Source organism: Methylobacterium sp. EM32 (assembly GCF_040593685.1).
Lineage (GTDB): Bacteria > Pseudomonadota > Alphaproteobacteria > Rhizobiales > Beijerinckiaceae > Methylobacterium.
This window is the reverse complement of sequence record NZ_JBEXZS010000028.1, coordinates 1-12214: the sequence shown is the minus strand read 5'-3', so window position 1 is coordinate 12214 and position 12214 is coordinate 1. Positions and strand designations below refer to the sequence as shown.

Genomic DNA, 12214 nt, shown 5'->3' with positions numbered 1-12214 from the left:
GCGGGGATTGTCTCCCCTACGGGTCTGGCCACCCTCCGTGTCATCCCGGGGCCGCGCAGCGGAACCCGGGATCCATAACCGCCGACGGTGCAAGACGACGCGGAACGCTGTTCGCCTCTTCCTCGATCCTCAGCGGTTATGGATCCCGGGTTCTCGCCGTCGGCGAGCCCCGGGATGACATCGAGGGTGTGAGAACCGTCCGCGACAGTCGCGCAGGCAATGCCTGTCGTCTTACAACCGCGCCTGAATCTTCTTCGCGATCGTCCCCAGCCGCTGCTCCAGCAGGGTCGGTACCTCGCAGACGTAAGTCAGCGACTGGCTGCGCTCCTGGAAGATGCGCTTGTCCCAGGCGAAGCGGGTCTCCAGCTCGGCCAGCTCCTTGGTGTCGGGCACGTCCGGCGCGGTCTTCACCTCGCTGATCTTCCCAGCCTCGTCGCGGATGCGCTCGGCCAGCACCCGCTGGCCGCGGGCGTAGCGGCCGATGCCGGACACCACCTTGTCGCGCTCGCCGTTCAGCACCTCGAACACGCCGGCGAAGACCCGGGTCAGGCGGGTCTCCCTCTCCGCCCCGCCGATCTTCCCCACGAAGCCGTCGAGGAGGCCGTCGACCTCTTCCACCGGCAGCCGGCGCGACGCGATCTTCTGGGCCAGCAGGGCCGCCTCGGTGTCGTTGCCCCAGTCGGAGAGCGCCTGCGTCGGGTCCGGCCCGGTCCAGACCGCGCCGGGACCCAGCGTCGAGACCTTGCGCTGGGCGCAGGGCCAGTCGGGGTCGGGCCTCGGCTGGGCGAGCGCCGGCGCGGCCGAGAGGATCAGGAGCGTGGCGAGGGCGGAGCGTATCACGGGCATCTTCTTTCGCTTGCGGAGCGGTCAGCCCGCCTCCCCGGCCGGGCCGCCGCGCCGGGCGAGCAGCCCGCGGCCGGGATCGTAGGCGGCGACCGCCATGACGAAGAACGCGAGCCCGGTCCCGACCACGACCGCGCAGGCGACCGGGTTGAAGGCGCCGTAGAGGGCGAAGCGCACCAGCTCGACGGCGTGGGTGAACGGGTTGATCTGGCAGATCCAGTACAGGGTCGCGCTCGACTCGTTGACCCGCCACAGCGGGTAGAGCGCCGAGGAGGCGAAGAACATCGGGAAGATCACGAAGTTCATCACGCTGGCGAAATTCTCGAGCTGGCGCACGAGCGACGACAGGAACAGCCCGATCGCGCCGAGCATCAGCCCCGCCGCCAGGAAGGCCGGGAGCGCCAGGAGGTAGCCGCTCCACGGGATGTCGGTCTCGAAGAAGCTCGCGATGGCGAGGAAGACGTAGGCCTGGACCAGCGACACGATCACGCCGGCGATGAGCTTGGCGAGCAAGAGACTCCAGCGCGGATAGGGGCTGGTGAGCAGCACCCGCATCGAGCCGACCTCGCGGTCGTAGACCATCGACAGCGACGATTGCATGCCGTTGAACAGCTGGATCATCACCGCGAGGCCCGGCACGACGTAGACCTCGTAGAGGACGTAGGTCTCGTAGGGCGGCGTGATCGACAGGCCGAGGGTATTGCGGAAGCCGGCGGCGAAGATGAACAGCCAGACCAGCGGCCGCACCAGTGCCGAGAAGAACCGCTCCTTCTGGTTGAAGAAGCGCAGGAGCTCCCGCCGCACGATGCCGGCGAGCGCGATGAGGTAGCCGCTGGCATCGAGCCGGCCGCGGACCGGGGTGAGGGCCGTTCCCGCGCTCATGCGACTCTCCTCGGGGTGTCGCCCCGCTCGGCGGTCATCTGGCGGAAGGCCGTCTCGAGGGAGCCGGTCGGCTCGCTCAAGGTGCCGGCGAGGCCGCGGGCGACGATACGGCCGCGATGCAGCACCACGACCCGGTCCTCCGGCTCGATCTCGTCGAAGATGTGGGTGGCCCAGAGCACCGACAGCCCCTCCTCCCGCACCAGCGCCCGCACGATCGCGACGATGTCGGCACGGGAGTCGAGGTCGAGGCCGACGGTGGGCTCGTCGAGGAGCAGCAGGTCGGGCGCGTGGATCAGCGCCCGGGCGATCTCGATCCGCCGCGACTGGCCGCCCGAGAGCGTGCGGATCTTGTCGTCGCGGCGCTCGGACAGGCCGATGCGGGTGAGCAAGGTCTCGATGCGCGCCAGCGCCGCCTTGCGCGGAATGCCGTGGAGGGCGGCGTGGTAGAGCAGGTTCTGGCGCACCGTCAGGTCGGTGTCGAGGGTGCGGGCCTGGAACACCACGCCGAGCCGCGCGAGCGCCCGCGACGGCTCGCGATTGAGGTCGTGCCCCAGCAGCGCGACGCGGCCGGCCTGGCTGGCATAGAGCCGCGTCACCACCGAGAACAGGGTGGTCTTGCCGGCCCCGTTCGGCCCGAGCAGGGCCGTGAAGGCGCTCCGGGGCACCTCGAACGACACGTCGTCGAGCGCCGTGCGGGCGCCGAAGCGGTGGCTCACCCCCTCGACCGCGAGCGCCGCGCTCATCGCGTCAGCGCCTTGCGGGCGTCGCGTACCGCGTCGAGGCACTCGTCGTATTCGCGCTCGCCGAGTTCCCGCTCGGCGACGCGCAGCTCCTTCCGGAGGGCCTTGGCGACGGGCTCAGTGGGGGACTTCGCCAGCTCGGCCTTGATCGTCGCGATGCCGTCCCGGCACGCGGCCGCGTCGTCGGCGCGGGCGGGCAGGGCCGTCAGCAGCAGCAGGGCGGCGAGGAGCGCGCGCATCCCGGGTTTCCTCCAGTCCGTTCTCTCGGTTTCTTGCGGTCGATGTAGGCCGGGGGCTGCGGCCCGCAAACCCCTGTCACTTCACGATGAAGCGCCCGGTCATGCCCCGGCTCTCCAGCCCCTGCACCGACCACGGGAACTCGCCGGCCCGCACCGTCACGAACTCCACCGCGATCGTGCCCTGGTCGTCGAATTCGAGGTGGTGCGGCGGCCCGGCCATGTGCACCTCGAGGTGGTTGATGACGATCTGGTTCATCCACACGCCGCGGAAGAACTCGCTGGCGAAGAACTTGTACTCCTTCTGCCCCTTGGCTGTGATCCGCAGCCGGTAGGACTTGCCGGCCTCCATCTCGATGTCTTTCACCGGCACGGCGTAGTCGTTGTCCTCGGCGCCCAGCACCAGGTCGGGCAGGTCGGTGCGGCCCTTGGTGAGGTCGCCGGCGAGGGCGGGGGTGGTGAGGAGGCTGGCGGAGAGGATTGTGAAGAGGAGGCGACGCATGGGCGATCCGGCTGGGAGGTCGAGCACTCTCCCCTCTCCCGTGTGGGAGAGGGGCCGGGGGTGAGGGTGGCTCGGGTTCAGAACAAAGATCCGACCTTCGAGCTGCGCAGCTCGACGCTCAGCGATTTATCCTGAAGCCGAGCCACCCTCACCCCTACCCCTCTCCCACCCGGGAGAGGGGATCCCGCGCTTCACTCGTCTTGAGGCGCGGCCAGAAAAATTTACTGCGGCGAGACCGCGACGCCCCAGGGCAGCAGCCCGACCGGGATGCTCTTCGTCACCTTCTGGGCCTCGACGTCGATCACCGAGACGTCGTTCGAGGTGCCGTTGGTGGTGAAGAGGAGCTTCTGGTCCGGCGTGAAGGCGAGCTGCCACACCCGCTGGCCGACCGGCAGGTACTTCTGCACCTCGTAGGTCTTCGCATCGACCACCGCGACCCGGTTGGCGGGCCCGAGCGCCACGAAGCCCTTGGTCCCATCCTTGGTCAGGCGGATGCCGACCGGCTGGATCTGCTCGTCGGTGACGCCCGGGATCTTGAAGGTGATCTTCTTGACCACCTTGCGGGTCTCGACGTCGATCACCGAGACGGTGCCGCCGACCTCGGCCGAGACCCAGAGCCACTTGCCGTCCTGGCTGAACTCGGCGAAGCGGGGGCGGGCATCGACCAGCACGTTGTCGATCACCTGGAAGGTCTTGGTGTCGATGAAATGGGCCATGTTGGTGGTCTCGGAGGTGTTGACCAGGATCGATCCGTCCGGGCTCAACCCCATCCCCTCCGGCTCGACGCCGACCGGCACCTCGGCCACCACCTTGTTCTTCTCGATGTCGAGCACCGTGACCTGGCTGTCGTCCTCGTTGGCGACGTAGACCGGGTTGCCGGACGGGTGCGCGATGAACTGCTCCGGGTCGGGCCCGGAGCGCAGGGAGCGTACGATCTTGCCGGTCTTCGTATCGAGCACGTCGATGCGGTCGTCGTCGCTGGCGCAGACGTAGAGCAGGCTCCCGTCCTTTCCCACCGTGATACCCCGCGGGCGCCGCCCGACTGGCCAAGTCGCCGTGACCTTCAGGCTCTCGACGTCGATGACGCTGACCGAGTTGCCCTTCTCGTTGCTGACATAGACGGTGGTGGCGTGGGCGGGCGCGGCGGCGAGGAGCATGGCCGCGGCGATCGCGTACTGCGCCGGTCCGATCCGGTGACGGCTCATCGATCCTCCCTCCCGGCCGCGCTCTTCGTCCGCGGTCCGTCTCTGGCTCTTGCGTCTTTGGCTCATACCTGGCCCGCCGCGGCGCCGCGGGCGAGACCGACTTATGGCCGGGTCACGACTTCGTCAGCTTGCACTGGGTCTCCGGCAGGTCGATCCCCAGCGTGTCGAGCGGCGTGCGCTGGTGCAGGTAGCCCTGCTCCGGCGCCACCGCCACCAGCGCCTGGGGCTGCACCAAGAGCAGCGGCTGGCGCAGCTGGTGGTCCCAGGGGCGGAAGCTGAGCGCCACGCCCTTGTAGCCCGGCAGGCTGAACGCCGGATCGGCGATCGCGAGGCTGAGCGCCGCCGGATCGGTGGTCTTCTTCTGGAAGGCGGCCTCGCCCACGGCCCGCACCGAGGCCCAGACTTGGTAGTCGAGGGGACGCATCAGCCGGCCGGCGAGGCGGCGGAAGCGGTTCTGGGCCTGGGCGGCGCCCCAGACCTCCAGCGTCGGGTGCCAGGTGGTGGGGATCAGCCCCTGCGTGCCGACCACGGGCCGCGGATCGACGGTGTGGAACGGCACGTAATCGCCGAAATCGCCCGCCTCGTCCGCCACCACGGCGACGTCGTAATCGAGGCCGCGGGTGAAGACGAGGGCCTCGGCCCGGGTCGGGGTGTCGCCGCGGGCGCGGGCCAGCGGCCCGAAGGTCCAGGGACGCTCGGCGCTGATCTGCAATCCGAATTTCTTCGCCGAGCGCTTCATCGCCTCGGCCCACAACCTGTCGCCGTCCTGCGGGCCGGTGATCAGGAAGAGCTTGCGCCAGCGCATGAAGGCGAGGAATTGCGCCAGCGCATCGGTCTGCATCGCCCGGCTCGGGGCGACGTGGAAGACATCCGATCGGCAGTCGGTCCCGCGCAGGCGGTCGTCGGGGGCGGCCGCGTTGAACAGGACGGTGTCCGACCCTTTGAGCGCGTCGGCCACCGCCAGCACCTCGTCGGCGGGCAGCGCCAGCACGAGGAAGCGCAGGCCCTTCTGGACGAGACCGCGGGCGGCCTCGACCGGGCTCTGCGGCGGCGGCTCGCCGGGGGCGGCTTTGCCCAGCGCCACCGCGTCGAGGGCGTAGCTCTGGCGCACGAAGCGGCCGGTGGTGGTGTTGTCCTGGATCGCCAGCTTGGCGCCGGCCAGACCCTCGTCCTCGGGCGCGGCCTGGGCGTCGTAGGAGGACGGCGCCGGGGCCGGCCGGTAGATCAGGCCGATGCGGATCTCGCTCGCCTGAGGCGCCGCGGCGGTGGGCGCGGCGGGCGCTTGCGCGAGAGCAACCGGCGCTCCCGCCAGGGCGGCGAGCAGACCGAGGGTGAGGGTGGCCGTGCGGAACTGTGCCATGCGGGCGGCACGCTACCAGGGTTTCTCCCGCACCCTCAACGCCTGTTCGATGAGGATTGTTTAAGACCACCCGCCCTCCCCCGAAAGTCCGAACACGGCCGGCCGGGGAGCGCGTTGCGCGGTCCTGCACCGGTATGCGAGGGTCGGACGATGCTGTCGTTTCGCGCCCTTCCCGCCCTCGCGGCCCTGCTCGTCGGCCTGCCGGCCGCCGCCGCGCCGAACACGGCGGCGGTGTTCGGGGTCGAGCTGGCGGAGCCCGGCACGGTCGGCCCGCGTCCGGTGAGGCCGGAGGATGCGCGGCGCCTGGGGCTCGCCAGCGAGGCCTTGCGCCGGGAGGTGGCGGGCCGCGGGCTCGACCCCGTGGATCTGACACCCCAGGCCGCCGCGATCCGGCGCGACGCGCCGTTCTACAAGTGCGAGGGCTGCGCGGAAAAGATCGCCCAGGCGGCGGGGGCGGCCTACGTCGTCTACGGCTACGTCCAGCGCAGCGCCCCGCAGGTGCTCAACCTCACCATCACCATCACGGAGGCCGAGAGCGGCAAGGTGCTGCGCGGCGGCCAGGTGGTGATCCAGGGCGACACCGACGACACCTGGCTCCACGGCGTGCGCTCGCTCGTGAAGAACCGCCTCTTCGCCGAGCCGCTGCCGAACCGGTCCTGATTCCCGTGCCCGACATCGCCTCTCCCCGCACCCGCCTCCTCGTCAGCGTACGCGATGCCCATGAGGCCGCGCTCGCCCGCGACCACGGCGCCGACCTGATCGACGGCAAGGATCCCGATCGCGGCGCCCTCGGGGCGCTGCACCCTGAGACCGTGCGGGCGATCGCGGCGGCGGCCAGTGACCGGCTGACCAGCGCCGTGGCGGGCGAGCCGCGCGATGCCCGGGAGGCTTCGGCCTGCCTGGCGGCGCTCGCCGGGACGGGCGTGGGCTACCTCAAGATCGCCTGGGCGCCGGGGCGCGACGCCGCGGGCCTGATCCTGCCCACCGGCATCCCCGTCATCGCGGTGCTGTTCGCCGAGGAAGGGCCGGAGGGGGCCGACGTGCCGGCGCTGGCCGCCGCCGGCTTCTCCGGCGCGATGATCGACACGCGGGGCAAGGACGGGCGGCGGCTCACCGACCACCTGCCCCTGCCGCGTCTCGCGGGCTTTGCGGCCTCGTGCCGGGCGCACGGCCTGCTCTCGGGCCTCGCCGGCTCGCTCTCCCTCGACGACATCCCGGTCCTGGTGGCGCTCGGGCCGGGTTATCTCGGATTCCGCGGCGGGTTGTGCGCGCAGGGAGACCGGAGGGGCGGTCTCGATCCAGAGCGGATCGCCGAGGCGGCGCGGCGGCTTGGGGCTCTTGCGCCGCGTGTCGAGGCGGCGTGAGCGTGTCGCTGCAACACAAGGTTGTCCGGGGAAGTGTCCGGACCAAGATCAAGCGCGGGATCCCCTCTCCCGTGTGGGAGAGGGGTAGGGGTGAGGGTGGCGCGGTTTCCGCAAAGAACCTGAAGCGTGGAGCTGCCAGCACGACGGTTCGAGCTCTATGCGGAAGCGTGTCACCCTCACCCCTACCCCTCTCCCACACGGGAGAGGGGATCCCGCGTCTTTCCTTTGTCTCGGACAGCCCTGTACGCACGGGGCGCGAACCATGAGCCACGCCCTCACCGTCGTGAAAATCGGCGGCAGCCTCGCGGCCGATCGGGTCCGGCTGCGCCGGCTGCTCGGCGGCCTCGCGGACGGGGCCGAGGGGCCGGCGGTGATCGTGCCGGGCGGCGGCGCCCTTGCCGACGCGGTGCGGGCGACGCAAGCCGCCCTCGGCTTCCCGGACCCCCTCGCCCACCGGCTCGCCCTCGATGCCATGGCGGGCATGGCGCGGATCTTCGCCGCCCTGGAGCCGCGCCTCGTGGTGACGCAGGATCCCGGCGGGAGTCTCGCCGCCGGCCGCATGCCGGCCTGGGACCCGTCGGCGCTCGGAGGCCATCCGGAGATCCCGGAGAGCTGGGACGTCACCTCGGACAGCCTGGCGCTCTGGCTCGCCACGCGCCTCGCTGCGAGAACCTGCCTGCTGGTGAAATCCGCCGATCCCCCGCCCGGGGCCGGACCCGCGGACCTCGCCCGCACCGGCCTCGTCGATGCCGCCTTCCCGGGCTTCGCTTCCCGCTTCCCCGGCCGGATCGTGCTGCGGGGTCCCGGCGGCGACCGGCCGTGCAGCGCGGCGGCTCCGGAGTGCGCCGCGTGAGGGAGCACCTCGTCTTCGTCACCGGGCGCCTCGCCAAGGCGCGGCTGGAGAAGGTCGCGGCCGCCCTGCCGCCGGATCGCTTCGCCTGGACCATCGCCGACGCCGGCGTGAAGGTCGCGGCGCTGATGACGGAAGAAATCATCCGCCGCCGGGTCGCCGTGCCGGAGGGGGCGACGCGGATCATCCTGCCCGGGCGCTGCCGGGCCGACCCGGCGGTGCTGGCGGCGCATTTCGGCCTGCCGGTCGAGCGCGGGCCGGACGAGATCGTCGACCTGCTGGTCTTCCTCGGGCTCGCCGGGCGCAAGGTCGACCTGTCGCGCCACGACGTGCGGATCTTCTCCGAGATCGTCGACGCCTCGCGGCTCACGCCCGACGCGATCCTGATCCGCGCCCAGGACCTCGCCCGGCGCGGGGCCGACGTGATCGATCTCGGCGGGCTGCCGGACACCCCCTTCCCGCACCTCGCCGAGACCGTGCGGCTGCTCAAGTCAGAAGGGTTGCGGGTCAGCGTCGATTCGTTCTCGCCCGACGAATTGCGCCAGGGCGCGGCGGCCGGGGCCGATTTCCTGCTCAGCCTCAACGAGGAGACGCTCGACCTCGCCTTCGAGACCGACGCGGTGCCGGTGCTGGTGCCGCTGCGCCCCGACGACCTGCCCTCCCTCGACCGGGCGATCGAGCGGATGCAGCGGGCCGGCCGCCCCTTCATCGCCGATCCGATCCTCGAGCCGATCCATTTCGGCTTCGCCGCCTCGCTGGTGCGCTACCACGAGACCCGGCGCCGCCACCCGGACATCGCCATGATGATGGGCACCGGCAACCTGACCGAGCTCACCGAGGCCGACAGCCTCGGGGTGACGGCGCTGCTGATGGGCGTGTGCTCGGAGCTCTCGATCGGCAACGTGCTGATCGTGCAGGTCTCGAACCACACCCGCCGCACGGTCGAGGAGCACGACGCCGCCCGCCGGGTGATGTACGCGGCGAAGGCCGACGCCGCCCTGCCCAAGGGCTACGGCCGCGCGCTCCTGGCGCTGCACGACAAGCGCCCCTACACCCAGACGCCGGAGGAGATCGCGGCCCTGGCCGCCGAGGTGCGCGACCCGAATTACCGCGTGGCCGTGGCGGAGGACGGGGTCCACCTCTACAACCGCGACATCCACAAGGTGGGGCGCGACGCGATGGCGTTCTTCCCCGATCTCGGCGTCGAGACTGATGGCGCCCACGCCTTCTATCTCGGCGGGGAATTGACCAAGGCCGAGCTGGCCTGGCGCCTCGGCAAACGCTACGTCCAGGACGAGGCGCTGGACTGGGGCTGCGCGCTCGACGGGGAGGTGGAGGACACCACCCGCTTCAAGGCCCCGGGCCATACGCGCCACAGCGGGAAGCCGTAACGTGCCGCTGATCCGCGAGACCATCGTCACCACGGCCGCCGCCGACGGGGCCCTGCACCTGGTGCCGTTCGGGCTGATCCAGGAGGGCGACGACTTCTGGGTGGCGCCGTTCCGGCCCTCGCCGACCATCGCCAACCTGGAAGCCGTGCCGTTCTTCGCGGCGGCCGCGCCCGCCGACATCCGGGTGATCGCCGGCTGCGTCACCGGCCGGCGCGACTGGGCGACCGTGCCGTCCCATACCATCCCGGTGCCGCGCCTCGCGGACGCCTACGGTCACATGGAATTGCAGGTGGTGGAGGTGCGCGACGACCCCGTCCGCCCCCGCTTCCGCGGCCGGGTGGTGCACGAGGCGGCGCACCGGCCGTTCCTCGGCCACAACCGGGCGGTCAACGCGGTGCTGGAGGCGGCGATCCTGTCGACGCGGCTCCACATGCTGGCCCCCGAGACGGTGCTGGCCGAGCTGCGCCACCACCGCATCGCCGTCGAGAAGACGGCCGGGCCCGCCGAGCGCGAGGCCTGGAACTGGATCGCCGCGAAGGTCGCGGCCGCCCTGGAGCAGGCGGCCGCCGCGTCCCTCGCGGTCGACGACGCGTAGACGTCATTTGGAGAGGAGACACCCGATGAAGCGCATCCTCGCGGCCGCCCTCGTCGCCGCCTTCGCGGCGGCGCCCGCCCAGGCCCACGGCCCCACCCGCAAGAAGGTCGAGGAGAAGGTCACGATCAACGCGAGCCCGGACAAGGTCTGGGCGGTCGTCGGCAACTTCCAGGACATGAGCTGGCTGCCGCCGGTCGAGAAGACCGAGGGCAAGGGCGGCAACGAGCTGAAAGCCACCCGCACCCTCACCCTGACCGGCGGCGCCACCGTCGACGAGGAACTCTACAAGTACTCGGCCGAGCAGAAGAGCCTGTCGTACCGGATCAACAAGGTCGACGTGAAGGTGCTGCCGGTCAACAACTACTCCTCGACGATCAAGGTCGAGCCGGCCGACGGCGGCAAGGCGTCGGAAGTGGTGTGGGACGGCGCGTTCTACCGCGGCTACATGAACAACGACCCGCCGCCCGAGCTGAGCGACGAGGCGGCGATCAAGGCGGTCAAGGCGCTCTATCGCGGCGGCCTCGACAACCTGAAGGCGAAGATCGAGAAGGGCAACTCGTGAGACCAACGGTCATTGAAAGTGACCTTTGGTTCCGTTCTCACATCGTCGCCAAGCTTCCAGCCTGGTGTCGACGATGCGAGTTGGGCCAACGGACCGATGCGTCAGCATCTTGGGCCGTTGATGTGAACCACGCCCGGCGCCTCGCGGGGCTCCGCCTGCTGGCCGGGATCGGCATTCTGGGGGCTGGCTTGGCGCCGGTCCCCACCTGGGCGGCGGAGGCCTTCCTCACCGCGCAGAACGCGAACACGGTCGACGTGGTCGATCTCGGCCTCGCCAAGGTGGTGGCGACGATCCCCGTCCCTGGCGCGCCGGCGGGCATCGCCCTGTCGCCGGACCGGCGCTCGGTCTACGTCACCGCGCCGGAGGGCAAGGCGCTGGTGGTGATCGACGCCGCGGCGCGGCGGGTCGCGCGCACGGTGCCGCTCGGCGGCGGGCCCCTCGGGGTCGGAGTGAACCCGGTGAGCGGCGCGGTCTACGTCGCCGACTGGTACGCCAAGCGGCTGTGGGAGGTCGATCCGAAGAGCTTCGCGGTCGCGGCCGAGATCCCGGTCGGCACCTCGCCGTCGGGCATCGCGGTGACGCCGGACGGGAAGTACCTCCTGGCGGCGGACCGGGACGACGACGCCCTCTCCCTCGTCGATACCGCGACGCGGCAGCGGATCGCGGTGATTCCGGTCGGCACGCGGCCGTTCGGGGTCACGATCGACCCCGACGGCCGCAAGGCCTACGCGGCCAATGTCGGCTCGAACGACGTCTCGGTCGTCGACATCGCGGCGCGCCGGGAGGTCGGCCGGGTCGCGGTCGGCGAGCGGCCCTACGCGGTGGCGCTCGCGGGAGGCCGCGCCTTCGTCACCGACCAGTATGGCGGCACGGTGAGCACCTTCGACACGGCCACCCTGACGCTGGGGCCCCGGCTCGAGGTCGGCGAGTATCCGGAGGGCATCCAGGCGAGCCCGGACGGCAGACAAATCTACGTGGCGAACTGGGAATCGAACACCCTCACGGTGATCGATGCCGCATCCCTGACGGTGACCGGGACGGTGAAGACCTCGGACGGACCGCGGGCCTTCGGGCAGTTCCTGCGCTGAGCCGGGGCGGGGCGATCCGCTCGCGGACCGGCACGGAGGGGTAGTTCGACGCGAACGGGTTGGTCACCAGACCGCCCTCGGCCCGCGCCGGGGCGGCCAGCAGCAGCAGGAGGCCTGCGAGCCCCAGCCGCATTAGAGACCGGCGGCCTTGCGCAGGGCGGCGTTGATGCGATCCTGCCAGCCCGGCCCAGCCTCTTGGAAATGCTCGAGCACGTCGCGGTCGAGGCGCACCGACACGGTCTCGCGTACGCCCGGCACGGCGGCTTTCGCGGCGGCCTTCGGCGCGGGGCCTGCGCCCTCCGGCACCTTGCGGGTCACGGCCCGGAACGCGGCCTCGGCCGCTTGGCGCGGGTCGCTGCCGCGGCGGAAACGGTCAGACGTCATGGGGATCCTCCTGCGGACGGCCCTACCACGGTGCGGACCGTCACGAAACGAGAACCCGCACACGACGAAGGCCCGCCGGCGCACCGACGAGCCTTAAGAGGCAGGGTCCACGTTTCAGGGTGCGGGTGTTCTCGCACGGCACGATGACGATGGCCGTCTCGGCCCCGTACCGTATTCAGCCCGCCCTGAAGCCACTATCCCTGTCGATCGAA

At 71.2% G+C, this 12214-nt stretch carries 15 protein-coding genes; 7 read left to right on the top strand and 8 right to left on the bottom strand.

Annotation, left to right across the window (positions count from 1 at the left end; genetic code table 11):
* Positions 1–231: 231 nt before the first annotated feature.
* From ABZT49_RS04480 to ABZT49_RS04450, 7 genes are all read right to left on the bottom strand, one after another.
* Positions 232–846, bottom strand: a complete 615-nt coding sequence (locus tag ABZT49_RS04480) for a hypothetical protein (RefSeq protein WP_355283578.1) — start codon at positions 844–846, stop codon at positions 232–234.
* 21 nt (positions 847–867) lie between these two features.
* Complete coding sequence (locus ABZT49_RS04475; protein WP_355283576.1) at positions 868–1725, bottom strand: ABC transporter permease; 858 nt, start codon at positions 1723–1725, stop codon at positions 868–870.
* Positions 1722–2468 carry an ABC transporter ATP-binding protein gene (locus ABZT49_RS04470; RefSeq protein ID WP_355283573.1) on the bottom strand — a complete coding sequence of 249 codons (747 nt, stop codon included), beginning with the start codon at positions 2466–2468 and terminating at the stop codon, positions 1722–1724. The genes ABZT49_RS04475 and ABZT49_RS04470 overlap by 4 nt, the downstream gene beginning before the upstream one ends.
* On the bottom strand, positions 2465–2704 hold the full coding sequence (locus ABZT49_RS04465) for a hypothetical protein (RefSeq protein WP_355283571.1): 240 nt from the start codon (positions 2702–2704) through the stop codon (positions 2465–2467). Before ABZT49_RS04465 ends, ABZT49_RS04470 begins: the two co-directional genes overlap by 4 nt.
* A 76-nt stretch (positions 2705–2780) precedes the next feature.
* Positions 2781–3203: a hypothetical protein gene (locus tag ABZT49_RS04460; protein ID WP_355283568.1), complete on the bottom strand. Its 423-nt coding sequence runs from the start codon at positions 3201–3203 to the stop codon at positions 2781–2783.
* A 221-nt stretch (positions 3204–3424) separates the two neighbouring features.
* Positions 3425–4360 carry a YVTN family beta-propeller repeat protein gene (locus ABZT49_RS04455; protein WP_355283656.1) on the bottom strand — a complete coding sequence of 312 codons (936 nt, stop codon included), beginning with the start codon at positions 4358–4360 and terminating at the stop codon, positions 3425–3427.
* 160 nt (positions 4361–4520) lie between these two features.
* Entirely contained in the window at positions 4521–5768 is a 1248-nt protein-coding gene (locus tag ABZT49_RS04450; protein WP_355283565.1) for an ABC transporter substrate-binding protein, read from the bottom strand.
* Between the two features lie 150 nt (positions 5769–5918).
* Between ABZT49_RS04450 and ABZT49_RS04445 the strand changes: the two genes are divergently transcribed.
* The 7 genes from ABZT49_RS04445 to ABZT49_RS04415 all read left to right on the top strand — a co-directional run bounded on the left by ABZT49_RS04445 (position 5919) and on the right by ABZT49_RS04415 (position 11618).
* Entirely contained in the window at positions 5919–6428 is a 510-nt protein-coding gene (locus ABZT49_RS04445) for a DUF3280 domain-containing protein (protein ID WP_355283562.1), read from the top strand.
* Positions 6425–7132 (top strand): (5-formylfuran-3-yl)methyl phosphate synthase, encoded by a 708-nt coding sequence (locus tag ABZT49_RS04440; RefSeq protein ID WP_407943442.1) that lies wholly within the window; start codon positions 6425–6427, stop codon positions 7130–7132. The genes ABZT49_RS04445 and ABZT49_RS04440 overlap by 4 nt, the downstream gene beginning before the upstream one ends.
* Positions 7133–7394: 262 nt before the next feature.
* Positions 7395–7985, top strand: a complete 591-nt coding sequence (locus tag ABZT49_RS04435; protein ID WP_355283556.1) for a uridylate kinase — start codon at positions 7395–7397, stop codon at positions 7983–7985.
* Positions 7982–9373: a DUF6513 domain-containing protein gene (locus ABZT49_RS04430; RefSeq protein WP_355283553.1), complete on the top strand. Its 1392-nt coding sequence runs from the start codon at positions 7982–7984 to the stop codon at positions 9371–9373. The genes ABZT49_RS04435 and ABZT49_RS04430 overlap by 4 nt, the downstream gene beginning before the upstream one ends.
* Before the next feature lies 1 nt (position 9374).
* Positions 9375–9968, top strand: coding sequence for a DUF447 domain-containing protein (locus tag ABZT49_RS04425; protein WP_355283550.1), 594 nt, complete (start codon positions 9375–9377; stop codon positions 9966–9968).
* A 25-nt stretch (positions 9969–9993) separates the two neighbouring features.
* Positions 9994–10530: an SRPBCC family protein gene (locus ABZT49_RS04420; RefSeq protein WP_355283547.1), complete on the top strand. Its 537-nt coding sequence runs from the start codon at positions 9994–9996 to the stop codon at positions 10528–10530.
* Positions 10531–10685: 155 nt separating this feature from the next.
* Complete coding sequence (locus tag ABZT49_RS04415) at positions 10686–11618, top strand: beta-propeller fold lactonase family protein (RefSeq protein ID WP_355283654.1); 933 nt, start codon at positions 10686–10688, stop codon at positions 11616–11618.
* A 132-nt stretch (positions 11619–11750) separates the two neighbouring features.
* Here ABZT49_RS04415 and ABZT49_RS04410 read toward each other — a convergent pair whose 3' ends face one another.
* Positions 11751–12002 carry a BrnA antitoxin family protein gene (locus tag ABZT49_RS04410; protein WP_355283544.1) on the bottom strand — a complete coding sequence of 84 codons (252 nt, stop codon included), beginning with the start codon at positions 12000–12002 and terminating at the stop codon, positions 11751–11753.
* Positions 12003–12214 lie beyond the last annotated feature (212 nt).

What these genes read in the sequence shown, in the direction of transcription:
- ABZT49_RS04445 (WP_355283562.1), top strand. Translation starts at nt 5,919, where the DNA reads ATGCTGTCGTTTCGCGCCCTTCCCGCCCTCGCGGCCCTGCTCGTCGGC.
- ABZT49_RS04455 (WP_355283656.1), bottom strand. Translation starts at nt 4,360, where the DNA reads ATGCTCCTCGCCGCCGCGCCCGCCCACGCCACCACCGTCTATGTCAGC.
- ABZT49_RS04420 (WP_355283547.1), top strand. Translation starts at nt 9,994, where the DNA reads ATGAAGCGCATCCTCGCGGCCGCCCTCGTCGCCGCCTTCGCGGCGGCG.
- ABZT49_RS04465 (WP_355283571.1), bottom strand. Translation starts at nt 2,704, where the DNA reads ATGCGCGCGCTCCTCGCCGCCCTGCTGCTGCTGACGGCCCTGCCCGCC.
- ABZT49_RS04475 (WP_355283576.1), bottom strand. Translation starts at nt 1,725, where the DNA reads ATGAGCGCGGGAACGGCCCTCACCCCGGTCCGCGGCCGGCTCGATGCC.
- ABZT49_RS04480 (WP_355283578.1), bottom strand. Translation starts at nt 846, where the DNA reads ATGCCCGTGATACGCTCCGCCCTCGCCACGCTCCTGATCCTCTCGGCC.
- ABZT49_RS04435 (WP_355283556.1), top strand. Translation starts at nt 7,395, where the DNA reads ATGAGCCACGCCCTCACCGTCGTGAAAATCGGCGGCAGCCTCGCGGCC.
- ABZT49_RS04450 (WP_355283565.1), bottom strand. Translation starts at nt 5,768, where the DNA reads ATGGCACAGTTCCGCACGGCCACCCTCACCCTCGGTCTGCTCGCCGCC.
- ABZT49_RS04410 (WP_355283544.1), bottom strand. Translation starts at nt 12,002, where the DNA reads ATGACGTCTGACCGTTTCCGCCGCGGCAGCGACCCGCGCCAAGCGGCC.
- ABZT49_RS04460 (WP_355283568.1), bottom strand. Translation starts at nt 3,203, where the DNA reads ATGCGTCGCCTCCTCTTCACAATCCTCTCCGCCAGCCTCCTCACCACC.
- ABZT49_RS04470 (WP_355283573.1), bottom strand. Translation starts at nt 2,468, where the DNA reads ATGAGCGCGGCGCTCGCGGTCGAGGGGGTGAGCCACCGCTTCGGCGCC.